The sequence below is a fragment of the Carboxydocella sp. JDF658 genome, assembly GCF_002049395.1.
In the GTDB taxonomy this organism is placed as follows: domain Bacteria; phylum Bacillota.
In genome coordinates this window covers 1-26,608 of the sequence record NZ_BDLR01000025.1, presented here as the reverse complement: position 1 = coordinate 26,608, position 26,608 = coordinate 1, and the positions used below count along the sequence as shown (strand labels likewise).

The following is a 26,608-nucleotide window of genomic DNA, read 5'->3' as shown; positions in this document are numbered from 1 at the left end:
TCAATCCCCCACTAATTTGATTTCATTAAGAAACTCTTTCAAAGCCTGCTGCCATTCTCTCAATGGTTTTACTCCATTTAAAGGCCCCAGGTTATTTGCCAAAACTGAATAATGCGGCCGTGGTGCCGGTCGATTTAATTCATGACTTTTGATGGGTCTTACGTCTTTTTCTATCCCAGCAATTTTCAGTATTTCTCTGGCAAATTCATACCAGGTGCAACTACCACTGTTGGTAAAATGGTAAACTCCATAAGAGCCCGGTTGTTCAAGCAATTCTGCTATTGCAACAGCTAAATCTTTTGTATAAGTAGGACACCCTGTCTGGTCGTCAACAACTGTAAGATATTCTCTTTCAGCAGCCAGGCGTAAAATAGTTTTAACGAAATTGTTTCCATTTTTACCATATAGCCAGGCGGTGCGTATAATATAGTATCGATTAGTCAGGGTTTTTACCAATTCTTCTCCTGCCAGTTTGGATTTGCCATAAACACCAAGAGGATTAGTCGGACTGTATTCATCATACGGTTGAGCGCCCTTGCCATCGAAAACATAATCAGTACTGATTTGTACCAGTGAAGCTCCTATTTGCTGACATACCACTGACAAATTACGAGGACCCAGAGCATTTACCCGGTATGCTTCTTCTTGATTCGTTTCGCAATTATCAACCTGGGTGTATGCTGCCGCATTTATAACTACTGCAGGTTTAATTTTCTTCAAAACCTCATCCACCCGCAGATATTGGGTTATATCCAATTCTTCCCGGCTCAATCCGTATACATCCCATTGTGATTGCAGGACAGAGCACAGATCTTGCCCTAACATTCCTGCCGCTCCGGTTATTATAACTTTTGCTTTCATTATTTTCACCTTTTCATTGAGTCTTTTTATCGCCTCCACAAGGCAAGCAAGTCAGTATGTAACCATGATAGACCTGTTTATAAATCCTGATATTCGACATTAAAACAGAAAGTCCTCCTTATTATCCTATTGTTTGCTAATGATTACATTTTTCTGTAAAAAAGAACATAAGTCCCTTGCTTTTACTCTTCGCTATAAAATAAGTCATTTCATACACAATCGAGTAGGATAGGGTGACTAACCCCCCGTCCTCTCACACCACCGCACATACCGTTCGGTAAACGGCAGTTCACCAAGCTTGACGAATGCGATGATAACGTTCAGTTAAACTCTTCATGCCAGTAGGCATTGTTCAGGGCCTTGTTTAATCTCTGAGACATGCGCCAGTGGCCTTTGCGGGCACTGGCCATCCTATGGACAACCCACTCAGGCAAGCCCAATGCCCGCAGTTCACGGTATCTGGTTCGGACACGCTTCCACTGTTTCCAGACACACATCCGCAATCTTCGTCTTAGCCATCCCTCGATTTCCTGGAATATGCTTGGCGTTTCTGCCAGCGCATAGTAGCCTATCCAGCCTCCAAGGTAGGCATTGATGCTCTTGATGCGATCCGAAATCTTCTCTGCCTTGCTTCGAGAAGTTATCAACTTCTTCTCCAGGAACGATTTGACATTCCCAAGAACGATAATACAATCCCTTTGCTTCACACCCACTACGGGAGCTTCATCACTACTGCGGATTGTTCCGCCCCTGCGCTTCGCGTCGATACTCTTACTTCCTTGCCTGTCTGACCGCATCATGTCCCCTGCGTCCAGGTCTAAACCCATAGCTGTATGGGAAAAACTCCGGGTCAAAGATAGGGGTAAGTACCTGCAGGAGTGCCTGCTGGATTAGGCGGTCTATGACGGTTGGGATTCCTAATAGCCTTGTTCCGCCGCCAGGTTTCGGGATTTCGACCCGGCGTACCGGTTGCGGTCTATAGGTTCCCGTGAGAAGTTCTTCCCTGATTCTGTCCCAGTGCTCTCGTACGTAGTCCCGGAGGTCTTTTACCGTGACCTGGTCGATTCCTGGAGCACCTTTGTTCACCTCTACTCGTCTTAGGGTTGCCAGCATGTTCTGTCTGGCCACAACCTTCTCCTTCTGCCCATTACCATCACTTTCGCGGGATGTGTTCCCGGGTTGTGCCGGAGTTACACTCGGCCCTCCATGGGTCCCCTGCGGATTCACCGCTTCCTCCCCATGGCAGTCCCCATATGGGGTTTTCTGCTGTCTTTGAGTATCACTCGAACGTACCAAGCCAAGCCCTCACTTCGTGTTCGGCCCTTCATCACGGTGGACACCCTTGTCTTAAGCTACGGTTACTGCTACCTTCCCCGTTCAGGACTTTCACCCTATAGACAACGCCCATGCCGGGCGCACCAAAAAAAACAAGGGGCTTAGCCCCTTGTTGTTATTCTTTTACTACAAAGTCAATCATGCCATCAGTCGGCGACTGATATTTTCCATCTTTATCCAGGAATTCATAGACCCGTACATTATCTCCACTGGAGACTCCAGTAATCGGAGTAATGTTCTTACCTCCAGATTTATCAAAGTATTTAACCTTGGAGGCAATGCCAATCCGCTGGTTCCCGTTAGTCATGGTGATAATTACCTTGTCGCCTACGGTTTCAACTTTCTCTACTGTTTCCAAACCACCCATTTCAACTAGTCCGTTTGCAAAATTCAATTTAGTTCCATCTGCATTCAGTTTGAAAATAATAGGCTGGTTAGAATAGGTAAAGCTTGCAACATCCAGTGTGTATTGCTTTTCGGTACCATCGATGTTGATTTTAACCGCATAGTCTCCGCCACCGATACCGAACTTACTGCCTACAACAACACCCCACTTATAGTCGGAAGCAACGGCAGTAGTAGAATCCAAGAAGACATATTTAACTTTGGAACCATCAATAACTATTTTAGTATTAGTTAGATTTTGTGCTACATAATCTTCAGCATTATCCCACGTTACATATTCAGTTTCATCAAGATAAGCTGTAGAAGAGCCACCACCCAATTTCTTGGACTTGATAACCTTGGTGTCACTGGTAATAATGTAAGGTGTACCACTTACATAAAGTACATTTGTATCTTTATCGATATCAGTTGGTGTTTTTATCGTGTTACTATCTATAGCAACAACTTTTGATACTTTACCTGAGTCATTTAAAGTAATTTTGACCAAGTCTTTAGGATTGATTTCAGCAGTATCGGGATTAGTAATAACAGTACTCAGACCTACATATCCATTAGCCATATCGCCAACAGTGCTGTAGTCATCGTTATCAACTTCATATACCAGCATGGTACCATCAAACTTGGTTACCTTGATATAGGTCTTGGTGGAATTGGTGTTTCCACTATAAGTAGTTTCTTTGGTAATATTTCTGACCAGTACATCAAATGTCTTGCTGGTAGCTTCCTTGTCACTGATAACATAGGCTGCCTCACCATTCAGACCCAGTTTCACAGTAACATTCTGGCCAACCAGATCATCGTTCAAGTTAGCAGTTGTAGCTGTACTGAAGGAATCGCCGTTATTCGTTGTGTATTCAGCGGTTCCATTAGTATATACAGTTTTATCGCCAACAACCAGTTTTACATTGTTGCCAGCTGCATCAGCAACAGAGGTCAGCTTACCGCTTACAACAGCATCTGTAGCTGCGATCAAATATTTATCACCATTATAATAATAAGATACTACATCGCCAACCTTGATGTCAGCTAAAGTTGCCTTTTTACCGTTCTTGAAGATCTGGATATAGTCTTCATCCTTATCCTTTAAGGAGATGGAGCTACCAGACCGCTTAAAGGTGATTTTCTTGTTAGCAACATCAATTTCTTTTACGTAGTCAGTGTTGGGATAAGCAAACTTAATAAACTTAATGATCTTGCCTTTATCATCCAGTACAACTTTTACTACATCACCATTATTAACATTGGAACCAAGTACTGCCGGTGTTCCTGCAGCAAAGTTGTTGTAGAGGGTTACAGAAGAAGCAAGTTCTTTTTCACCCTTACCATAGAATACAACTTTATTACCACTAAAACTCTTAATCTTATCAGTAAAGATTTCTTCCTCATCAGCCTTAACAGCAATTACATCATTATCCTTGTTAAACCAGACTTTTGTTTTCAGACCATAGAAATCAAAAGGATTAACTGTACCTACCAGGTCATAGACAGAACCATTGACGCTGATTTGGTCTGCAGCAACACCATCGTGAACTACAGAAGCACCCACAGCCATGTCTTTTTTCTCGGTTACTTTCAGCTTCAGTTCCAGCAGGGTTTTGGTGGATTCTTCGTAAGTCTTAGTGTCACCATAACCTTTTTGTTCCAGCGGTTTTACATCCAATGCATCATCAGCGATAACGAATACATCTCCCCGCTTAGCAGGAGCATTGAAGTTGTCAATGGAAACATTGTCCAACAAACCGAGAGCTGATGCCTTGGAGATATACTTGGTCGGCCAGGTTCCAGTCAGAACAGGCTCATAACCCAGCACCCGTACCATCATGGCAATGGCTTCAGCAGCAGTCACATTGGCATCAGGTCTGAATTTGCCATCAGGATAACCGGTAATGATCCCCTGATCAACTGCAACATTAATATAACCAGAGGCCCAGTGATTAGCAGGCACATCCTTGAACTTGGTCGGACCCTTTGCATACTGGGCAGCCGCTTCCAGCCCCAGGGCCCGTACGGCAATAGCGGCATATTCAGCCCGGGTGATGTTCTGTTCCGGTTTGAAGCTGCCATCAGCATAACCCTTAACCAGACCTACGCCATTCAGACGATTGATGCTGTCATCCACGGAAGCGAATGCCATGCCGGTGGAACCGAACAGCATGGTGGCGGCCACAAAAGTAGCCATAGACTTCTTGATTCTCATTCTTTTCATATCCCCCTTTACACTTCTTTTTTTATTTAATCTTTTCAGTCCCCCTGTAGCCATTAGGCTACATTTTCCATTATAGCCAGCAACGGCAGTCCAGTCAATGGCTTTAATTTAAATTTCTGCTACATCAACCATAAAACTGAACCCCTGTCCTGACGTTATATAAATACGTCAGGCAGGGGTCTTTTTTTGGGGGTCGGAGGAAAATTTTTTATAAATTTTTCTTGGCTGCCACTTTTGCCATGATCGCCGCCGCTTCCGCCCTGGTCAGCAGCCGGTTGGGATAGAACTTCCCCTGCTTGTCTAGGGGCATCAGCCCGCTAACCACTACCTTCTGGACCGAAGTTTTAGCCCAGTGACGGTTGCTATCCTTTATATATGGCAGCTTGCTACCCGCTTTAGGCATCAGTTCCGGGAAATTGCGGACCAGGTAATAGGCCATTTCGGCCCTGGTCACCGCCTGGTTCGCCCCAAAATAGGTGCGGCTGCGCGCCGGTAAAAGCTTTCTCTCGGCTGCTGTCACCATTATTTTGGCCAGAGGATCACTGGCTTTCACATCCTTAAAAGTAGCCTTCGTGTTGCTCAGGGGCACTCCTTTGGCCCTGACCAGGAACAGGGCCAGATCCTTGCGTGTCATGGCCGCTTTCGGCCGAAAGGTGCGATCGGCATTGCCCTGCATCCAGCCCAGCTTGACTGCCTTGATTATGGCCACTTTTTCCGGTATGGCAGCTATATCTTTGAAATTCAGCAACAGTTCGGCCAGCTGTTGCTGTAAGGCTGTGCTTCTTACCAGCAACTGGTCCAGATTCTGTTGCAGTGCGTCCATCTGGTCAGCCAGAGGCGTTAGCCCTTCAGCCACCTGTTTGTCAACATAGCTCCTGGTTACCAGCGGGTCACTGGCATCCCCCGGTCGGGCCCAGGCTACAGCCGTATTTGTTCCGAGTATTGCCAGGGCAATTATCAGGGCCATTCTCTTTTTCATTAGCCTTCGCTCCTCTCTACTGCAGTTTAGCCAGGGCCTCCACCACCCATAAACGGGTAGCCGGGGCGTCGGGATTGAATTTGCCGCCCGCTTCCACCGGAATCACTCCCGCTTTGGTCAGATAATCCACATAAGGCCTGGCCCAGTGTTTGGTCATATCGCTGTATATAGGCGCCGGTTGCACGGCTATCAGTGATTTGGCATAGGCCCGATAGATGAGCGCAGCCGCTTCCCCTCTGGTCACCTGCCGGGTTGGCCTGAAGGTATTGTCAGGATAACCCGTAACCAGTCCGGATAGTTTGGCAGTGGCGATATACTGATAAGCCCAGTAGCCGGAATACACATCTTTAAAATAGATTTTCCGGGTAGTTAATGCTAATTTTTTCGCCCTTACCAGCAGGGTAGCCATTTCACTCCTGCTAATCGGTCCATTGGGCCTGAAAGTACCATCCGGATAACCTTTGATCAGACCAAGATGGTATATACGGGCAATAGCCGGGCTGTATTCCGCCTGATAAACATCACTGAAGGGCACCAGTTGTTTTTGGGCACTGGCAGTACGCTGTAATAAATCATCCAGTTTGCTATCTACAGACGCCAGAGTCTGCGCCATCGGATTGAAGTTTTCTGAAAGCACCTTCATTACATAGCTTTTGGTTACCAGTGGGTCAGCCGCATCCCCGGGCCTGGCCCAGCCGCTCTTGCTTAATCCCAATCCAGCCAGGATCAGCAGAAAAGAGAGCGCCAGAATCCTGTTTTTCCGCAAAACAAAAACCCCCTTTACCTGTTATTTCAACAGGCGGGGGAAGAATTCCTGCCATTCCCGGGGAGAAATGGCCCGGTATTTTACACCATCAATATAGAAATCCTTACCCTGAACGGCTTCCTTGTAAGTTCGTTCCGGTCCGATTTGCCGGTAGAGGGAATAATATTGCCAGAGCTCCTGCATGGTCAGATTGGTATCTACAGCCCCGATCAGTAAATAGGCCAGCCGGGGCAGTTTCCACCATTCCTCCGGTTGACGGAGCTTGGCACTAAAAGCTCTCACCACTTGCTGATCATCATGTCTGATCCCCAGCCGGGTTTGCTCAAAGGCCGTTGCCATGGTAATCTCTTTTCCATTGATGGTGGTGGGTCCAACCAGTTCGGACATGCTGGCAAAAGCTTTCTGCTCAATCGCTACATACTTGCTGAGCGGTAGGCCCAGATAGGTACTTACCGCTGTTAGTACCGCCGCCCGGCCTTGAGCAGCAAACATCTCTCCCACCGTTTGCGGTAGCCCCCGGCTGCCCGGCCCTCCACGGTAACTGGCATAATAGGCGAAGACAGGGACGGTTCCGATCACCGCTTTGCTGCCATCAGCTCTCATGACCAGAATAGTAAGAGCTTTTAGTTCTCGGCCATTATGCCAGAAAATAGCCACTGGTTCATTGATAGTTTGTTCACTGCTCCAGCCGGTTGCAGCACCAGAAATGTTCAGAATAACGACCAGCACCATCACTATACAGATTCTTCTGCTAATTTGCATTTAAATCACCAGAACACAGGTTAACCAGCTGGAACAGTTTTTATTCCCGCAGAATAGCTATTTTTGCGGTTTCAACTGTTGATACAACATTTCTGCCAGACCAATCCCACCGGCCTTACTCATCTGCACCGCCAGTTCCCCATCCAGCATATCCCGAAAGATCTCCTCTCCGTTATCTTCCGGGAACAGTCCTCCTTTGGGAACAGTAGCCCTCATCCTCTGCAGAAGCTGGTGCAGGTAAAGGGCCTCCATCTGCTGGCAGGCCTCTTTCAGTTTTTTATCATCAGCGCTTTTGGCCGCCTGTTCCAGCACCCGGGCAAACTCCTGCCCTTCACCCGGAACGGTACTCTTGACCGCTTCCCGGGCCAGCTTCAGCGGAGAGGGCCCACCGATACCATTAACTGTCACCGGCTATCCCTCCCTTAACGCTTGAGCTGGTTGGCGACCTGCATCATGTCATCTGCGGTCTGAATCGCCTTGGAATTCAGCTCATAAGCCCGCTGGGCCATGATCATCTTCACCATTTCCTCAGCCACCTGGACATTGGAAGTCTCAATAAAGCCACTCATCACCCCTGCCTGATCTTCCGATACAGTTTCCGCCGGGCCAGAGGCAGCGGTGGAGAAATACAGGTTCTGGCCCCTCTTCTCCAGACCCTGCGGGTTGGTGAAACGCACCCGGCGAATCAGGCCCACTTCCTGGGTCAGAACGAATTTGCCATCATCCCCTACATCCACCTGAACTACCCCCTTGTCCACTTCCGGCAGGGAGGAACTGACCAGCTTGGCGGGTTTAAACCCCCCATTGCCATCAGCAACCTGCAGGGAGGTGACAATATTGCCTTCACTGTCCACCTTGAAACTGCCGGCCCGCACATAGGCTTCACTGCCATCGGGCATTTCTACCTTGAAATAGCGGTCTTTGGGCGGATTGGGCTGACTGTCTGATGGTTGCCATTGTTCAAAATCGCCGGTAAAAAATCCAGTGCCATTATCCACCAGAGTCTTGGCATCCTTGAGAATATAAATATCTGCTGATACCGCAGTTTTCTTGGGCATGACAATACTGCCATTTTCCGCAATGGATACCGCTTCCGGATCGCTGATCAGCACCTCATCGGCCGTCTTGTTCTGCAAGGACAGCTGATAACCATCTACTGTCACAATCCGCCCTTCACTGTTAACTTTGAAGGAGCCATCCCTGGTATAGGCGACCTGGCCGTTGGGCAGGCGGATTTCAAAAAAGGTGTCATCGGTTAGTGCCAGGTCAAAGGGATTATTAGTAGCCTGCAGATTGCCCTTGCTGAACTCTGTCCTGATCCCGGCCACCCTTACCCCCAGACCCAGCTGGAAATTGATCGGGGAAGTGGTCCCATCAGCCAGCACCCGGCCGTTTTCCCGTAGATTGGCATAAAGCAGATCCTGAAACTCCACTGAAGTCTTTTTGTAACCGGTAGTATTGACGTTTGCCAGGTTGTTGGCGATATTGTCAATATTGGCCTGCTGGGCCGTCATACCGCTGGCCGCTGTCCATAAAGTCCGTATCATTCCAACTCCCTCCTTATACCCTGCCTACTTCATTAACAGCTTTCTCCAGAAGCTGGTCTTCGGCCTGAATGGTTTTTTGCCCGGCTTCATAGGTCCGCATAGCCGTCAGCATATTCACCATTTCCAGTACCGGATTGACATTGGACTGTTCCAGAAAACCGGGACGCAGCACCGGTTCCGCCAGCGGGGTTGCTCCTGTCCCCTGGAAGAGGGAGTCCCCCAGTTTCTGCAGGGCCTGGGGATTGGCAAAAGCCACCACCCGCAGCTTTCCTACCGGCTGACCATTGGCTGTCACCTGCCCCTGTTCATCAATAACCACCTTGCTGCCGGGCTGAACCCGAATCGGTCCCCCCTGCCCCAGTACCCGGTAACCGGCAGAAGTAACCAGGTATCCCTGTTCATCCAGCTGGAAAGCGCCATTGCGGGTATAGGCCTCTCCGGCAGGAGTCTGAACCACGAAAAAGCCATCCCCGGCAATAGCCACATCCAGCGGGGCCTCCGTCTGGCGCAAGGGGCCCTGAGTAAAGATAGGCAGCACTGCCTGCAAACGGGCACCTGTGCCCAGCCCGCCGACCAGTGGCCGGATCTCCCCTTTCGCCGCTCCCGGTATCCCCGGGTCATTGAGCCGGCTCAGCAGCAACTGGGGAAAAGCTTCAACGACAGTCTCATCTCGCTTGAAACCGGCGGTATTGACATTGGCCATGTTATTGGCGATGGTGTCCATGCGTTTTTGCTGGGCCACCATCCCGGACGCTGCTGTATATAATCCTCTGATCAAACTGATCCCTCCCCCGCTTAAATCCGCTTCAGTTCCGTCATCACCTTGACCAGCAACCTGGCGGCCTGAGCCTTGGTAATAGCCGCCCGGGGTGCTAACACTCCCGGTTTCACCCCATTGATATAGCCCTTTTGCAGAGCTACAGTTATGGCATTTTTCGCCCACCAGGGCACCTGGATCCAATCCCTGAACCCGGGGCTGGTCCCACCATCCCTGGCAACAGCCCAGTTACCGGCCCGGCTGAGGATGGTCATAAATTCCGCCCTGGTTACCGTACCATAAGGGTTAAAACGCCCATTGCCTGTACCTTTCATGTAACCAGCCCTGATTACCGCCTGAATATAGGGATAACGGGCATCACCGGTCGACAAATCGGTAAAGTAAAGATAATTATTGTTCAAAGGCTGCAGTCCCAGCGCCTTAGCCAGAATTACTGCCAGCTCGGCCCGGGTCAAGGCCCGGTCAGGACGAAAAGCTGTACTGCTGTCCGGGGGCATGATACCACGAGCCAGCAGGGCTTCGATTTCCTCCTGGGCCCAGTGGCCCTCTACGTCGGCATAAACCCTGACATCGGCCAGCACCGCATAAACTCCATTCCCCGGCAGCCAGGCAGTTACTGTTCCTTTGCGGCTGTCTGCCGCTCCCGCCAGCGGCTCCCAGTTCCCATCACCATTATAGCGATAGAGGTCCAGGCGCCGGCCCTGCTCCAAACTGAGACCTGGCGCGGTTTTAACCGTCAGGGTTACCCCCTGTTCCCCCAGTCCTTCGATACTCAGCACCGGTCCAGCAAAAACCCGACCACCTCCGGAAATAGTATAGTCCCGGGGATTTTCGCTCCTGACCCGCAGGTATTCATTGCCGCTGAATGCCCCGGTCGGTACCGTCAATTGAACCATTCCGCCCCAGAGTTTGAAGTTACCGCCGCTGATAGCAGGCTGCAGGCGGATACTGGCCCCTGTTTGCAGTTGTTCAATATAGTAAATATCTATACTCTTGCTTAAAGTTAAATTTGCCGTCTTTACTTCAACTTTAACAGTATTTTTGCCAGGCTTCAACAGGATATTATCTGCAGTAAAGTACCCCCTGGTATTGAAAGAATATTTATTTTTGTTGACCACAGCCTCCAGTCCGCTATAATCAGCCAGGCCGAGCAGATGCCCACTGATACTGATAACATTGCTATAGACCTTGCTGCCCGAACCAGGACTGTCAATAACCAGCTCCGGCCTGCCTGCATACTTGACCTGAATCTCAACTGTAACCGACCGGGTGCCTTTGCTGCCCACCAGAGTGATTTTATCGGTCTTATCATTGACCGCCAGGGTGTAGCTGAAACTGTTACCACTGACAGATACCTGCTGGTCATTGATTAGCAGCTTGTCCACATTCCAGGCCTTCCCCTTGACCACCACAGTGTTACCATTAATTTGTTGTCCCGGACCGGGTTCAGTTACCTCCAGTGCCGGACTGTCATCATACCAGACGGTCAGGTTTTTTTCCCGGCTATCCCCTTCGGAGTCCACTGCTGAAACCTTAATGTTATTTGCGCCCGGTTTCAAGCCGGACAGAGTCAGATTGAAGGTATTTACTCCGGTGGTCACCGACTGCTGGCTGCCATTGAGATATACCGCTGCCAGCACTCCTTCCGCCACTTCTCCCGTCAAGTTGAGAGATGAAGCGCGCACCAGCCCCTGATCTGCCGGCTGGTTGATGGTAATCACCGGCAAGCCATCGGCGTAAAACAGGTTAAGATACTTCTTGAGCGTCTGACCTGATATTCGTGCCACCAGCTCAATCCGGTTGGCACCCGGGGTCAACTGGATCTGGGTGGTCCAGGAACCGTCACTGCCTACACTAACGGTATTGCCGTTAACTGTCAGCTCTGTACTGCCTCTGAGATAGCCCCTGACATCAATCTGACCAGTGGTTACCCTTGCTCCCTCCAGTGGGCTTTCCACCACCAGGGCCACCTCTGCCCCCTGACTTAACGCTGAGCCTGTCCCCAGCCAGACCAGCAGCAACAATATCAAACTTAGCCAGTGCTGCCGCTTCACTCTCCATCACCACCGCTTACAGCACTTTCCGATAGGACCGGTTGTTTTTGGCTGCTACATCGTAGTTAACCAGGGCTTTCCCCGTTCCAAGGGCTACACAGGAGAGAGGATCATCGGCAATATAGACCGGCAGGCCTGTCTCCTTGCTGATCAGGGTACTGAGGCCATGCAGGAGAGAACCTCCCCCCGTCATGACAATCCCCTTGTTCATAATATCAGCCGCCAGTTCCGGCGGGGTTTTTTCCAGCACTTCCTTGACCGAGCTTACTACCTGTTCCACCGCTTCCTGCAGGGCTTCATAGGTATGCTGGCTGGTTACCTGCACATTCTTGGGCAGACCGGAAACCAGGTCCCGACCGCGAATCTCGTAAACGCTGTTATCCCGTTTGGCGGCGGGATAGGCAGTGCCGATCTGGATTTTCAGCTCTTCCGCTGTCCGTTCCCCGATCATCAGGTTGAATTCCCGGCGAATATAGCGCATAATAGCCTCATCAAACTTGTCTCCGCCGACCCGCAGGGATTTGCTCACCACTATGCCCCCCAGGGAAAGGACGGCAATATCGGTGGTACCCCCGCCGATGTCCACCACCATGGAGCCACTGGGTTCGGAAATCTCAATCCCTGCCCCAAGGGCTGCTGCCAGGGGTTCCTCAATCAGCGCCGCCTGCCTGGCCCCGGCCTGAATGGCGGCCTGTCTGACTGCCCGTTCCTCTACCCCCGTTACACCGGAGGGAATGCACACCATAATGCGGGGCCGGAAAAAAGGCAAAATAAATTTGCGGCCGACGGCTTTGTTGATAAAATAGCGCAGCATTTTTTCCGTTACGTCATAATCGGCGATAACACCGTCCCGCAAAGGGCGAATAGCCACAATATTGCCCGGGGTCCGCCCGATCATGCGCCGGGCTTCCTCCCCAACAGCAATCACTTTGCCGGTATCCTTGTTGATGGCGACCACAGAGGGCTCGTGGAGAACGATCCCTTTCCCCCTTATATATACCAGCACACTGGCAGTGCCCAGATCCACACCGATATCCATGCCGAAGCCGAACATTCTCTTCTTTTCCCCTTTCAAATATTCTATTACGCCCAGTTTCGTCTAAATATAATTTATTTCTACTAAAAAGGGGAAAATCCTCTTTTTCTTACGGTCATTCGGCATTTTCCTGATATTTTTTTCTGGTTGCCTCCCCGCCCCGAATATGACGTTCTGCCTTGTTGTTTTCCAGGATTTTTTTGACCTGGGATGCCAGGCGTTTATTAATGGTCGGTAACCGCTCGGTTATATCCTTATGCACGGTGGATTTGCTGACGCCGAAGACCTGGGCTGCCTGCCGCACCGTTGCCCCCGACTCCAGAATATAATTGCTGATATCCAGGACCCGTTTCCTGATGTATTCTTGCATCCCGTCCTCAACCCCCCTACAGCCATTGCTAATAGATATATATGCTGCAGGGAATGAGAAAAGAAGCCACTTGTCGGGTAATATAGCAAAAAGCCAGGCTGATAGCGTCTCAAAGTACTAATCTTTTCTTAAAACCGCGCGATAGCAATAGAGTCGGCCATATAGATCACTAAAGACTGCGTCCTCTGGCAGTGTAAGTGAAACAGGTCCATTAAATTTTAAGCCAACTTCAGTGATTATGTTTATGAAAGTATCTAAATTAATCGTTGGGTAGTCGAAAGTCAAAATAATTAAGCCTGTATCTTTAAGGGTCCTTTTAAATTCTTTTAGAATAGACAGCATCACCTTCATATTTAAGTGCTCCAGGACAGAAATGCAGAATATCTTATCAAATTTTCCCTTTTCATAAGGAAGTTTAGCCAGATCAGCTTTAGCAAAGTGGATGTTATCAAAGTAACGTAAGGGAAATTTAGTGACCTCTTCTTGACCAAAGTCCGCTTCAATCTCCTGGAGGATAGCGGTGGATGACAAAATGCGTTCGTCAATGTCACAGGCATGCACTTCGCGACATGTATCGGAAAGAAAGAATTTAAAGGGATGACTAATACCACAGCCAGCATCAAGTACCGTATCACCGGGTTCAGCAAACATACTGGCCCAGGGGTACTCATAACAACGGCTCCACCATGCTGGGGGGAGAGTAAAGATGAATTCTTTCCTTTTGGGGTCTGATTGGCGAAAAAATCGTGATTCAAACCTGTCATCCATAGCTTATGACTACTCCTTTCAAGCAAAACTAACCGGGCTCTTGGAGCAACTATTATTACAGATTATGTTCAATATAAAAAAAAGGCAACCAGAACGGTTGCCAAGAAAGGGGATAGGGGATATGAAAAGAATGAGGGTAGCTTGTTAAGGGAAGATAACCGCAGGATTCACCGCTTCTCCCCGCTGGCTGGCAGCAAAATGGAGCAACTCACCCGGTGCTACCAGGCCTAAGACCTGGCCACCTTCCACCCGCTGACCCATTCGCACCTTGATGCCCTGCAGGTTGCCATATACCGTTTCCCAACCCTGGGCATGGCTCAGGACCAGTTCCGGTCCTTCGCTGCCATCGCGAATGGCCTTGACCTGACCGGGCCACACTGCCCGCACCAGGTGATTGTTTTCCGCCGGGCGGATATCCACCCCGTGGTGGAAACGGTAGTCCCCGAAAACCGGCCAGTAAATCTGGCCATAGCCGAAAATAAGTTGTCCACCTGCCAGCGGAAATCTGGGAGAGGGGAGTTCCTTCCCTACTATATTATTCCCCACCTGGGCCCGGGTGTATACCTGAGAGCGGGAAATTTTTTGCTTTTTTTCCTCCCGGGACCGGGCAGGCTCTACCGCCCGCTTAGCTTGCGTTTCCTCTCCGGTTTGCCGGGCCAGCACCGTTGCCGGTTTAACCCATGTGGCAGTGCTGCTCAGGTCATCCTGTACCGCCCGGGTCACAGTTACATGATCCTGATAAGTCCGGTTAAACCACCAGGCATATGTACCCGCCAGGACCAAGCCAGTAATAGCTATCCCCCAGATACTCCAGCCCAGCAGCCAGCGCCGCCGCCAGTTCCTTTGCCTTTCCAGAGCATCCGGCCACCAGGGCCAGTCGATAATTTTTCTCCACCAGCTCATAAAAACACCTCCTTATCCTTGATTTTTCCCTTTTTTTATATCTCTTAAACATAAAGACAAAAGAAAACAGGTGCCATTAACGGACACCTGTAAAGCATGCTTGCAGTTTAGACAAATTCAGTTCATTCATTGTTTTGACTACCAGATCCGCTGCCGGGAGAGTTGCCTTATCGCCTACACCGACCGCTACCATCCCGGCAGCCTTGATAGCAGCAATCCCGGCTGCAGCATCCTCGATTCCCAGGCAATTTCCCCCATGCACCTGTAATTGCTCAGCAGCGGTCAGGAAAATCTCCGGATCGGGTTTGCCTTTTTTTACTGCACCCGCATCTACAATTACATCAAAATACCGGGTCAGTTGCAGTTTCTCCAGCACCAGCGGCGCATTCTTGCTGGCTGAAGCCAGAGCGATCTTGATCCCATGAGCCTTCAACTCCTGCAGCAGGGCCAGCACCCCGGGAGCCACCGCCGCCGGTGTCAGCTGCTCCAGCAGCTCCAGATAGTACCGGTTTTTCCTGGTAATCCACGCTTCTTTTTCCGCTTCCGCCGCGGTTTTGCCATTGGCCTGCAGGATAATCTCCAGGGATTCCTTGCGGCCAATCCCTTTCAGCTGCTCATTCAGGGCCCGGTCAAAGGCCAGCCCCAGCTCCTCGGCCAGCCGCTTCCAGGCCAGGTAGTGATATTCGGCGGTATCAGTGATTACCCCATCCAGGTCAAAAATCACCGCCTCCAGGCGGGGCTTGATACTGACCGCCACCGGCTGACCAGCGAGCAACTGCAGCTCCTGTTGACGATGGTAGATGGTCAGGGGTTCTCCTGTCAGCAAGGTATAGACCGCCTTTTCCGGTGTCACCTGCACTGCCAGCAGGCGGTTCTGGAACCTGAGCTTAAAAGTGTAACTTTCCCATTTAGCCGGAATGATCGGATTAAAGTAGAGTTGACCATCATATTCCCGCATCCCGCCAAAACCGCAGACCAGGGCCAGGCGGGCCCCGGCCATGGCCGCCATGTGTAAGCCATCCTTGACATTGCCATGGTAATCATCCAGATCCAGGCGGGCGGTCTGCATAAAATAATGATAAGCCTTGTCCTTGTACCCGATCTCTGCCGCCATAATGCTGTAAATACAGGGGGAGAGGGAAGAATCATGGGTAGTCAGAGGCTCGTAATAATCATAGTTGCGCTTCTTCTCCGCCAGGGAGAAACGGTTGCCCTGCAGGAAGAGGGCCAGTACCACATCAGCCTGCTTCAGTACCTGATGGCGATAGATCACCAGCGGATGATAGTGAAGCAGCAGTGGATATTTATCCGCCGGAGTGCCGGCAAAATCCCAGACCGCCTTGTCCAGGAAGGAATCATCCTGGGCCAGAATACCCAGTTCTTCATCATAGGGAAGGTACATAAGCCCGGCTGCTCGCTGCCATTCCGCCACTTCCTCGGGCTGAAGCCCGATTTTGGCCGCCAGGACCTGGTACTGCTCCGGATATTCCCTCTGCAGCCAGTTCGCCATGCGGGCAGCAAACTCCAGATGGTCTTTGGCCATCAGGTTGGTATAGGCGTTGTTATTGACAATGGCGGTATACTCATCCGGGCCGGTTACCCCGTTGATACAGAAGCGGTTGCCTTTTCTGGGGATATAATCTCCCAGGTCCACCCAGAACCGGGCGGTTTCAAACAGCATTTCCGCCCCGGCCTGCAGGAAAAACTCCAGATCCCCGGTGGCCTGCAGATATTTTTTCAGGGCATAGATGACGGCAGCATTGATATGATACTGGGCAGTACCGGCCGGATAGTAAGCGGAAGTCTCTTCCCCATCAATGGTCCGCCAGGGGAAGAGGGCCCCCCGCTGGGACATTTGCCGGGCCCGCTCCCTGGCCTTGTTCAGAATGTGATAGCGATAGGCCAGCAGCGACCGGGCAATTTCCGGACTGGTATAGAGGAAAAAGGGCAGAATATAGATTTCCGTATCCCAGAAATAGTGGCCTTCGTAGCCTTCACCAGTCAGACCTTTGGCTCCGATATTGGTCCTGCCATCCCGGCCAGCGGATTGCAGCAGCTGGAAGGCATTGAAACGCAGTCCCTGCTGCAGGGCGGCATCCCCTTTAATTTCAATATCTGCTACTTGCCAAAAAGCAGCCAGATACTGGCGTTGCTCCTCTGCCAGGGCCGTAAAGCCGAGGTTCCTGGCTTCCTCTACAGTTGCCTGAGCGCGAGTCAGCAATTCCCCTTCCGGATAATCCCGGGAGGTATAATAGGCCAAATATTTCTCCAGTCTCACTTTTTCCCCCTGCTTCACCGGCAGGGTATAGCGAAAGCCCACCAGTTGCTCTGCTTCAACCTTTTCCCGCTTTCCTTCCCGGCTGGCCACTATCGCATTTTCCATAGCACAGACCAGGGCAAAGGCGGTAGTTTTGGTTCGTTGACGGAGGGCGGCAAAGTCACCCTCAGCCACTTTCCCTTCCGTCAAAAGGACCTGGCCCTGAAAACCGGAACCGGTGCGGGGGTCCCCCTTGCTGACCTGGTTGCGCACCTCTCCATTCAGAGCGGAGATAAAGGTAATTTCCCCATTAAAGTTGAGAGCTTCCACTTCACAGGTCAGAGCCGCCAGGTGTTTACGTTGTAATGATACCAGACGTTGAAAGCGCAAGCGTACCTGCTGGCCTGCAGGGGCCTCCCAGGTCACCTCACGGGTAAGCAAACCGGTCTTTAAATCCAGTTCCCGCCGGTAAGCCAGAATGCGCCCACGAAAGAGACTGAAAGGCTGGTCATCCACCAATACCTGCATGATTTTGCCATCGGTTACATTCAGCATGGTTTGCCGGTTTCTGGCATAACCATAAGCTTCTTCCCCGTAAATAATGGGCTCTGAATCAAAAAAACCATTCAGATAGGTGCCATTCACCGAGGTCCCTTCCGGGCCTTCATAGCCTTCTTCAAAATTTCCCCGCATCCCGATATAGCCATTGCCGGTGGCGAAGATGGATTCATTGCGCAGATTATCTTCAGGTCGGAATCTCTCTTCAATGATCTTCCATTCATCGAGGGGGTAAATTGGTGTTGCTGTCTGTTGTTTCATCTCAACTTTCGCTCCCTGTCTTGCCTTGTAAGAAAGAAGTCAGTGTTTCCAGGGCTTCGGCTGCTTCCGAGCCGTCGGCATACAGAGTTACCTGTTCCCCTGGTCGCACCCCCAGCACCATCACCCCGAGAATACTTTTGGCATCCACCAGTTTATTCTGGTAGCCTATTTTCAATAACGCCTCATATTTTCCGGCTGTTTGGACAAATAGAGCAGCGCTTCTTCCCAGCAGCCCTTCCGGCAGTTCAACAGTCACCTGACGAATGTAGTCCGCACTGGTTACAGGAGCTGCTGCCAGTTCTGCCTCCACCTCCGCCCGGGTGGGTATAGCAGCAATTGCCCCCGGCCGGGTAGTGGTCAGCGCCCCTACCCGGTTGGCAAAGGTCAGGACCTCCTGCCACTCCCCTTCAGTTAGTCCGGACAGTTGACGTCCGGTTACCAGCATTTCCTCCAGCCGGGTGAGAAAAGCCGCCCAGAAGGCATCTCCAGCCCCGGTGGTATCAATGGCCGTCACCTCAAACCCATTCAGCTGCAGTACCTGCTCCCGGCTGCAGAGCAAGGCGCCTTTCGCTCCCAGGGTTACCACCACCAGACGGGGGCCAGCAGCCAGCAGCTGCTGGCAGGCCGCCTCCCGGTTCTCCCCCGCATGGCCAGCAAGAAACTCCAGTTCTTCTTCACTGACCTTGACCAGGTCAGCCAGTGGCAGGACTGCCAGGATCCGCTCCCGGGCCATTTCAGCTGAAGGCCAGAGGTTGAGGCGGAGATTAGGATCAAAAGCAACTAACGCCCCCAGCTCTTTAGCCCGTTTTACCGCTGCCAGAGTGGCAGAAGCAGCCGGCTCGCTAATCAACGTGACAGAACCAAAGTGGACAATCCGGGCCCGTGCTAGCAGGTCCTGCCGGATTTCCTCGGGCCGAAGCAGCATATCGGCACTGGGACGGCGGTAAAAGAGGAAATCCCGCTCCCCGTCAGCCCGCAGAGAAACAAAGGCCAGGCCGGTGTTGGCCTCCTCGGAAAACAGCATTCCGCTGGTATCAACCCCCAATTCCGCCAGGGTTTTCTCCAGGAAGCGGCCGAATTCATCAGCTCCCACTTTGCCAATAAAGGCCGCTTTACCCCCCAGTTTGGCAATCCCGGCAGCTACATTAGCGGGAGCTCCTCCGGCTTTTTTACTGAAGGTTTCCACATCCCGCAGGGCCTGGCCTAACACTGTGGGCACAAAATCTATTAAAGCCTCGCCGATACAAACTATCATTAGCAGTCCCCCGCTTTACAAAATCGCTTCTTCGGTTTCTTTATCAAAGGCATGCATTTTGTTCATATCAATGGCCAGCCGTACTTTTTCCCCGGCCCGATACTGGGAACGGCCATCCAGGCGGGCGGTAAAGTTATGGGTGTCGGCAGAAAGATAGAGATAAGTTTCAGCCCCCATCAGTTCTACCACATCAATGACCGCTTCCACCTGGCTGTGAGGATATGCTTCCAGCACCACCGCCTCATCGTGAATGTCCTCGGGCCGGATCCCGAAAATTATCCGCTGATTAATATACTTCTGCAATTTTTCCCCTTTCCCCTGGGGCACTGCCAGCTCGAAATTACCGAAATTCAGGGAGACCGTCTCACCTTCCAGTTTAACGGTACATTCCAGGAAATTCATGGCCGGAGAACCGATAAACCCGGCAACAAATTTATTACAGGGATGGTGATAGAGATTTAAAGGTGTATCCACCTGCTGGATCACCCCATCCTTCATCACCACAATGCGGTCACCCATGGTCATCGCTTCCGTCTGGTCATGGGTAACATAAATGATAGTGGACTCCAGCCGCCGGTGCAGTTTGATGATTTCCGTCCGCATCTGCACCCGCAGTTTGGCATCCAGGTTGGAAAGGGGCTCATCCATCAGGAAGACTTTGGGTTCCCGCACAATAGCCCTCCCCATGGCTACCCGCTGCCTCTGACCCCCGGACAGGGCTTTGGGTTTCCGTTCCAGTAAATGTTCGATCTGCAAAATGCGTGCCGCTTCCCGCACCCGGCGGTCGATTTCCTCTTTGGGTACATTCCGCAATTTCAATCCAAAAGCCATGTTCTCATAAACATTCATATGGGGATAGAGGGCATAGTTTTGAAATACCATGGCCACATCCCGTTCTTTCGGTGGCAAATGATTGACCAGCCGGTCGTCAATATATAGATTGCCTTCGGAAATTTCTTCCAGACCGGCCACCATGCGCAGGGTAGTGGATTTACCACAACCGGAAGGACCGACAAACACCAGAAATTCCTTATCCTTGATTTCGAGATTGAAATCCTTAACAATGGTTTGCTGGCCATAGCGCTTGTAGATATGTTCAAATCGGACTTTGGCCATCGCCATTACCTCCTGTCTGTACCATTACTGAACCGATAGACCCGGGCTTCATACGGACGGAGCCGGAATTCCCTGCTTTCCTCATCGTTTACCGGGTAGTTGACAATCAGCAATTGCCGCTGGCTAAACCGCTCCAGTTCTGCCGGCATGGTGAAAAGAGGGGTAGCCGCGGAGAAGTTCAGCACCACCAGCAGTTTTTCTTCTCCCAGGGTTCTGGTATAAGCATAGATTTGTTCATCTTCAGGCAGCAGCAAGTCATAGGTACCATATACGAAAACCGGCATTTCCTTGCGCAGGCGAATCAAGCGCTTGTAATAGTGAAATACGGAATCGGGGTCCATTAAGGCCTGGGCCACATTGATTTCCCGGTAGTTGGGGTTGACTTTGATCCAGGGCTGACCACCGGTAAAGCCCGCATTTTCACTGGCATCCCACTGCATGGGGGTACGGGCATTATCCCGGCCCTTGGCATGAATCAAGGGCAGGATTTCCTCCGGCTTACTTCCTTTCGCCAGTTCCTCCCGATACATGTTCAGGGTTTCAATGTCCCGGTAGTCCTCAATGGAATCGAATTTGACATTGGTCATGCCGATTTCCTGACCCTGATAAATGTAAGGTGTACCCTGCAGAGTGAGCAGGAAAGTGGCCAGCATTTTGGCAGATGGCACCCGGTACTCCCCATCATCAGCGAAGCGGGAGACAGAACGGGGCTGGTCATGGTTTTCCAGATAGATACTGTTCCAGCCTTTGCCTTCCAGCTCTTTTTGCCAGGTGGTGATGATTTTTTTCAAGTCCGTTAATTTCCAGGGATAGAGCTCCCACTTCCCTTTAGTGCTATTGGGTGCCATATCCACATCCATGTGCTGGAACTGGAAAACCATGTTCAGGGTCCCCGTTTCCTCATGGGTGTATTTGATGGCATCTTCGGGAGTGACAAAGGGTGTTTCCCCCACGGTCATGATATCATAGTGGTCCAGCACTTCCCGTTTCATTTCCTGCAGGAACTCATGAATACGGGGCCCGTTAATGAAATACTCTGTTCCCCACTGGTAGGGGTCATCACTGCGTTTGGGTGCATCTGGCAAACCCGGAACCTTGGAGATGGCATTGATCACATCCATGCGGAACCCGTCAATCCCCTTGTCCAGCCACCATTTCATCATCTCATAGATTTCTGCCCGCAAACGGGGATTTTCCCAGTTTAAATCCGGCTGCTTTCTGGAGAAGAGGTGGAGATAATATTCCCCCGTTGTTTCATCATACTCCCAGGCCGAGCCGCTGAAAAAGGAACGCCAGTTGTTGGGTTCCCGGCCATCCTTGCCTGGCCGCCAGATGTAGTAATCCCGGTAGGGATTATCCCTGGACTTGCGGGATTCGATAAACCAGGGATGTTCATCCGAGGTGTGGTTTACCACCAGGTCCATGATCAGTTTCATCCCCCGCTTATGGACCTCGGCCAGCAGTTCCTCCCAGTCGGCCAGGGTGCCGAATTCCGTCATGATATCCCGGTAATCACTAATATCATAGCCATTATCATCATTGGGGGATTTATAAACCGGGCAGAGCCAGATTACATTCACCCCCAGCTCCTGCAGATAATCCAGTTTGGAGATAATTCCCCGCAAATCCCCGATGCCATCCCCATTGCTGTCCATAAAACTGCGGGGATAAATCTGATATACAACCGCTTCTTTCCACCAGGCTTTTTTCATCCGTCCTCTCCTCCCATCATTCTTTAACTGCTCCTGCGGTTAAGCCTGATACAATCCGTTTCTGGAAGATCAATACCATGATTACCAGCGGGACGGTAACCACAATGGAAGCTGCCGCAATCTCACCCCAGGGCATGGTATACTGCCCCTGGAACATGGCAATCCCTACCGGTACCGTTTTCATTGCCTCTTCAGTGTTGATAGTCAGGGCAAAGAGAAATTCATTCCAGGCTGCAATAAAGACCAGGATCGCTGTAGTAAAAATCCCGGGCAAGGCCAGCGGGAAAAAGACTCTGGTTAGAGTCTGCAAGATACTGGCTCCATCCACTTTGGCCGCCTCAGCCAGGTCGTAGGGAATTTTACGGAAGAAAGCAGTCAGGTTCCAGACAGCCAGCGGCAGAGCAAAAGTAGTATAGGGCAAAATCAGCCCCAGATAGCTATTGGTTAGTCCCACCGACTGTAAAAACAGAAAGATGGGAGAAATGGTAGCGATTTGAGGGAACATGGATACCGCCAGCACTATCCCCAGTACGATGGCTTTGCCGCTGAATTTTACCCAGGCAATAGCATAGGCAGCAATTGAGGCGATAACAATACTGACCAGAGTGGTAGTGGAAGCTACTACGAAACTGTTCCAGAGATATCTGCCAAAGGGTCGAGCACTGAAGACCCGGATATAGTTTTCAATGGTGGGATTCTCAATCAGTACATTAAAAGCCCTGTCTCCAAACAGTTCACCGGGCGGTTTGATGGAAGCGACTAACTGCCATAAAAAGGGAAACATGATTACAAACAGGAAACCAACCAGAAAGAGATAAAACAACGGCCCTGCCTTTTTCTGAATCATTTGCTGCCACCCCCTACCTGCCTCGATTATCGCCGATCAGGTCAGCGCCGAGAACTTTGATGAAAATCAAACTGATAATAGCTATACACAGGAAGACTATGACCGAGAGAGCAGAACCGGCCCCGAAATTCATCTGCGCAAACATGGTTTTGTAAGCATAGATGGAAATGGTTTCAGTAGAGTTAGCCGGGCCACCGCCGGTTAGTACATAAATCAGGTCAAAGACCCGGAACGCATCCAGGGTCCGGAACAGGAGCGCTACCAGAATGGTGGATTTCAGCATAGGCAAAGTAATGTAGAAAAATTGCTGGGTTTTGCTGGCCCCCTCTACCTCCGCTGATTCATAGAGAGAGTCAGGAATGGTCTGCAAACCGGCAAATAAGAGTAACGCCATAAAGGGCGTAGTTTTCCACACATCAGCAAAGATAACCGAGAACATAGCCCCCCATTTGGTGGTTAACAACACACTCATATCATTAACCAGGCCAATGGTTTCAAAAAACCTGGCTACGATTCCGTTCTGTCCATCGTACATAAATTTCCACATTAAGGCCGAGATTACTGTGGGAATGGCCCAGGGAATCAGCACTGCTGCCCTGACCAGTCCGCGGCCTTTAAACTGTTTATTGATCAGCAGGGCAATCCACAGGCCCAGCACCAGTTCAATAAATACTGAAACAACCGTAAAGAAAAAGGTATTAAATAGAGCTGCCCAGAGCCGGGGCTCCTTGAAAAAGGTTTTGTAGTAGGTTAGACCGAGATAGTTTGGTTCAATCATAGCTGCCCGCAATCCCTGCAGTGGACCGAGGATTTCCTCGGGTTTTTCGATGGTTTTAGCTTTGCTTAAGGCATCAATTTTTCCCTGCATACTGGCCAGCTGGGTTTTAATCAAGATTGCTTGTTCTTTTTTTACTTCCAGATATTTTAACTGTTCAGGCACAGGCTGAAAATCATAGAGCAGTTTGTCAATCTCTTCATATCTTTTAGCAATTTCTGGATCCCGGTTCAATTCCTTTTGCAAATTTTCCGCTGCTGTTTTCAAATCCGTCAGGGCAGTTAGAGCCTCTCCGGCTGCCTCTGCGCTCTTTTTATTTAACACCCGGATTAGAGCCGGCATGGTTTCCACATATCTTTCCATATCCAGCCCGTAATTGAGATGTACAGCCGTCCGGGCCGGGTCATTGAGGCGAATATCAAACATACTCAGCCAGAAAGAACGCAGCACTGGCCAGATGGCAATAACCGTAATCATCAGGAGTGCAGGCAATACCATCAGATAACCTATCTGTTTTTCCGATAAGCCTTTGCCTTTACCCGGTTTCATCGCATTCACCAACTTCCTGTTTTTTACAACCTTTCAGGTGAGAAAAAAAACCATGAAAACCCGCTGTTGAGGGAGGAGGAAATCCCTCCCTCAACAGCGCTTTCATGGTATTTTATTTGCCAATGGCCTCTTTCATTTTCTTCTCCATGTTCTGAACTGCCTGCTCAGCAGTTTGCTGACCGGCCAGAGCCTTGGAGACTTCGATCTGGATGATTTCAGAAATCTTGGGATAGATGGGGGAACTAGGACGCGGCACAGCTGCACTTACACCATTAATGAAGTCTTTATTGGCGAAGAGCGGGCTGGCTTTTTGCACTTCCGGATCATCATAAACAGGCAACAGAGTAGGAGCAGAACCGCCATAGATAGCAGTGATCTTCTGGCCTTCCGGACCAGTCATGAACTTAACAAACTCCCAGGCTTCCTTGGGATGTTTGGTGTACTTGTTAATACCGGTCATCCAGCCACCCAGGGTAGCAGCAGAACCAGCATCCCCTGCCGGCAGCGGAGCGATAGCCACTTTGTCTACAACTTTGGACTGGGTTTTGTCCTGGGCCAGGGCATACATATAGGGCCAGTTGCGGATGAAAGGTGCCTGTCCTTCAATGAAGGCAGTGTGAGATTCCAGTTCGGTAAAGGTAGTGATATTCCTGGGCACAATGTCAGACTTGACGATTTCCATCATTTTCTTTAAGGCTTTGATGCTATTGGGGTTATTGATGACTACATTGCCATTTTCGTCCAGAATCTTACCACCATAAGCAGCATTGAACTCTACAAAATTACAGACCAGACCTTCATATTGCTTGGCTTGCATCAGGTAGCCAAACTGAGTTCCGCCTTTCCCTTTGTACTGACGAGCTTGAGCGATCAGCTCATCCCAGGTTTTGGGCGGCTGCTTCACGATATCTTTCCGGTAGTAGAGCAAACCGGTATCAATAAACTTGGGCATGGTCCACTGCTGACCATTGTAGTTACCGGCTTCGACAGCACCTTTGATGTACTTACTCATATCAATCTGATCTTTTTCAATAAACCGATCCAGGGGCAAGAGATAGCCAGCCTGAGCGAATTCAGCAGGCCAAATTACGTCCAGGTCAAAAACATCGATTTCAGAAGATTTGGCACTGAACATGGTTACATACTGGTCATGGCTTTGCCCGGTATCAGCCGGCATTTCCCGGAATTCCACATCAATGTTGGGGTATTTCTTTTCGAATGCCTCTACAATTTTTTCGGTAGCACCGGTGACATCTTTACCCCGAGCGTAAATGAGTTTTACCTTTTCTGCCGGTTGTTCAGTAGCTTGCTTGTTCTCAGTTTTGGGTGCTTCTGCTGCTTGCTTGCCGGTACCGCAGGCAGTGAGAGAAAAAGCCATGACAGCGGCAAGGGCGATACTGGTTACCTTTCTCCACTTCGACATTTGTTCTCCTCCTCCATCTAAATTGATTTTTAAATGAAACTAAACACCACCTTTTTATTTGCCATCTCACCCCCTAATTAGGAAACCGTTTTCCTACACCTTAAAAAAATTTATATTCTACGGCAAGAATTACGTTCTATTATGTGATAGGGCAAGACTGTCTTTGTTTCACTTAATTTTTCTCCTTCAATTAGCTTTACCAGTTTTCTGGCGGCTACCGCCCCAATATCATATATAGGCTGCTTCACTGTGGTCAAAGCCGGTCGGAAAACAGGGGCAATAAAAATATCATCAAAACCCATCACCGAGATATCTTCCGGCACTCTTAGCCCATTATCCAGTAGCACTCCAATAGCGCCTATCGCCATTTCATCATTGGCTGCAAAAATGGCGGTTGGCAACTCCTCTCTGGCTACAGTCCGCAAAATTTCTTCCATTGCCTTTTTGCCGCTCTCCACCTTGAAGTTCCCCTGTTTGAGCAAGTTGAAGTCAATATTAAGTTTGTGTTCCAGCATTGCTTGCTGATAGCCCAAAAAACGATCCCGTCCGGCACTGTCATCCAGCGGGCCACTAATCATGCCGATTCGCTTATGTCCCAGGGAAATCAGATAGGAGGTAGCATCATAGGCAGCTCTCACATCATCGATTACTACACAGGGCACATCTTCCCGTTCGGTACAATTGCTGGTAACTACCATAGGAATAGAAGTGCTTGCAAAATATTCCTCGTGTTTTTCTGTAACCTGTGTACTCATTTTAATAATACCATCTACCTGTTTTTCCTTTAAAATATTGAGATATTGCAATTCTTTCTCAATCTGCCCGAAAGTGTTGAACAACAGGATATTGTAGCCATACATACTGGCAATTTCCTCAATCCCGGCGATAGCCACCGGGAAAAAGGGGTTAGCAATATCCGGGACCAAAACCCCGATCAGCCTGGTTTTTTTCAGAACCAGACTGCGGGCCAGGGAGTTGGGCTGAAAGTTCAATTTATTTACTGCCGCCAGAACCCGGGCCCGGATTTCCGAACTTACCGGTTTGCTGTTATTTAGTACCCGGGAAACGGTAGAAACCGATACTCC

Annotated in this window: 23 protein-coding genes; all 23 read right to left on the bottom strand. The window is 50.1% G+C overall.

The window, feature by feature from the left end; all coding sequences use genetic code 11:
- Positions 1-861, bottom strand: coding sequence for a dTDP-4-dehydrorhamnose reductase (gene rfbD / locus JDF658_RS05090; protein ID WP_079906681.1), 861 nt, complete (start codon positions 859-861; stop codon positions 1-3).
- A gap of 320 nt (positions 862-1,181) precedes the next feature.
- Positions 1,182-1,508, bottom strand: coding sequence for a group II intron maturase-specific domain-containing protein (locus JDF658_RS14775; RefSeq protein ID WP_242946615.1), 327 nt, complete (start codon positions 1,506-1,508; stop codon positions 1,182-1,184).
- 124 nt (positions 1,509-1,632) lie between these two features.
- Positions 1,633-1,989: a reverse transcriptase domain-containing protein gene (locus JDF658_RS14395; RefSeq protein WP_375804190.1), complete on the bottom strand. Its 357-nt coding sequence runs from the start codon at positions 1,987-1,989 to the stop codon at positions 1,633-1,635.
- A 322-nt stretch (positions 1,990-2,311) separates the two neighbouring features.
- Positions 2,312-4,798, bottom strand: coding sequence for an S-layer homology domain-containing protein (locus JDF658_RS05075; RefSeq protein ID WP_159446565.1), 2,487 nt, complete (start codon positions 4,796-4,798; stop codon positions 2,312-2,314).
- 217 nt (positions 4,799-5,015) lie between these two features.
- A complete protein-coding gene (locus tag JDF658_RS05070; protein WP_079906679.1) occupies positions 5,016-5,786 on the bottom strand; it encodes an S-layer homology domain-containing protein in 771 nt (256 codons plus the stop codon).
- A 16-nt stretch (positions 5,787-5,802) separates the two neighbouring features.
- Complete coding sequence (locus JDF658_RS05065; RefSeq protein WP_079906678.1) at positions 5,803-6,552, bottom strand: S-layer homology domain-containing protein; 750 nt, start codon at positions 6,550-6,552, stop codon at positions 5,803-5,805.
- Between the two features lie 21 nt (positions 6,553-6,573).
- Complete coding sequence (locus JDF658_RS05060) at positions 6,574-7,287, bottom strand: LCP family protein (RefSeq protein WP_079906676.1); 714 nt, start codon at positions 7,285-7,287, stop codon at positions 6,574-6,576.
- Between the two features lie 84 nt (positions 7,288-7,371).
- On the bottom strand, positions 7,372-7,722 hold the full coding sequence (locus tag JDF658_RS05055) for a rod-binding protein (RefSeq protein WP_079906675.1): 351 nt from the start codon (positions 7,720-7,722) through the stop codon (positions 7,372-7,374).
- Positions 7,723-7,736: 14 nt separating this feature from the next.
- Positions 7,737-8,861 carry a flagellar hook-basal body protein gene (locus tag JDF658_RS05050; protein WP_079906674.1) on the bottom strand — a complete coding sequence of 375 codons (1,125 nt, stop codon included), beginning with the start codon at positions 8,859-8,861 and terminating at the stop codon, positions 7,737-7,739.
- Between the two features lie 13 nt (positions 8,862-8,874).
- On the bottom strand, positions 8,875-9,639 hold the full coding sequence (flgF, locus tag JDF658_RS05045; RefSeq protein ID WP_079906673.1) for a flagellar basal-body rod protein FlgF: 765 nt from the start codon (positions 9,637-9,639) through the stop codon (positions 8,875-8,877).
- 17 nt (positions 9,640-9,656) lie between these two features.
- Complete coding sequence (locus JDF658_RS05040) at positions 9,657-11,693, bottom strand: S-layer homology domain-containing protein (RefSeq protein ID WP_079906672.1); 2,037 nt, start codon at positions 11,691-11,693, stop codon at positions 9,657-9,659.
- Positions 11,694-11,709: 16 nt separating this feature from the next.
- A complete protein-coding gene (locus JDF658_RS05035; protein WP_079906671.1) occupies positions 11,710-12,747 on the bottom strand; it encodes a rod shape-determining protein in 1,038 nt (345 codons plus the stop codon).
- Between the two features lie 97 nt (positions 12,748-12,844).
- Entirely contained in the window at positions 12,845-13,099 is a 255-nt protein-coding gene (gene spoIIID, locus JDF658_RS05030) for a sporulation transcriptional regulator SpoIIID (protein WP_079906669.1), read from the bottom strand.
- A 117-nt stretch (positions 13,100-13,216) separates the two neighbouring features.
- A complete protein-coding gene (locus JDF658_RS05025) occupies positions 13,217-13,867 on the bottom strand; it encodes a class I SAM-dependent methyltransferase (protein WP_079906668.1) in 651 nt (216 codons plus the stop codon).
- 144 nt (positions 13,868-14,011) lie between these two features.
- Complete coding sequence (locus JDF658_RS05020; protein WP_079906667.1) at positions 14,012-14,770, bottom strand: M23 family metallopeptidase; 759 nt, start codon at positions 14,768-14,770, stop codon at positions 14,012-14,014.
- A gap of 76 nt (positions 14,771-14,846) precedes the next feature.
- A complete protein-coding gene (gene pgmB / locus JDF658_RS05015; protein WP_079906666.1) occupies positions 14,847-17,846 on the bottom strand; it encodes a beta-phosphoglucomutase in 3,000 nt (999 codons plus the stop codon).
- A gap of 1 nt (position 17,847) precedes the next feature.
- A complete protein-coding gene (locus tag JDF658_RS05010; RefSeq protein ID WP_242946614.1) occupies positions 17,848-19,101 on the bottom strand; it encodes a PfkB family carbohydrate kinase in 1,254 nt (417 codons plus the stop codon).
- A gap of 15 nt (positions 19,102-19,116) precedes the next feature.
- Complete coding sequence (locus JDF658_RS05005; protein ID WP_078665217.1) at positions 19,117-20,217, bottom strand: ABC transporter ATP-binding protein; 1,101 nt, start codon at positions 20,215-20,217, stop codon at positions 19,117-19,119.
- Between the two features lie 5 nt (positions 20,218-20,222).
- Positions 20,223-21,929 carry an alpha-glucosidase gene (locus JDF658_RS05000; protein ID WP_078665218.1) on the bottom strand — a complete coding sequence of 569 codons (1,707 nt, stop codon included), beginning with the start codon at positions 21,927-21,929 and terminating at the stop codon, positions 20,223-20,225.
- A gap of 16 nt (positions 21,930-21,945) precedes the next feature.
- The gene (locus JDF658_RS04995) at positions 21,946-22,776 is read right to left on the bottom strand and encodes a carbohydrate ABC transporter permease (protein ID WP_200805646.1); all 831 of its coding nucleotides are present in this window, start codon (positions 22,774-22,776) and stop codon (positions 21,946-21,948) included.
- A 13-nt stretch (positions 22,777-22,789) separates the two neighbouring features.
- A complete protein-coding gene (locus tag JDF658_RS04990; RefSeq protein WP_079906665.1) occupies positions 22,790-24,100 on the bottom strand; it encodes a carbohydrate ABC transporter permease in 1,311 nt (436 codons plus the stop codon).
- Between the two features lie 112 nt (positions 24,101-24,212).
- Positions 24,213-25,523 (bottom strand): ABC transporter substrate-binding protein, encoded by a 1,311-nt coding sequence (locus JDF658_RS04985; protein ID WP_079906664.1) that lies wholly within the window; start codon positions 25,521-25,523, stop codon positions 24,213-24,215.
- 110 nt (positions 25,524-25,633) lie between these two features.
- On the bottom strand, positions 25,634-26,608 hold a 975-nt coding region (locus JDF658_RS04980; RefSeq protein ID WP_079906663.1), incomplete at its 5' end, for a LacI family DNA-binding transcriptional regulator.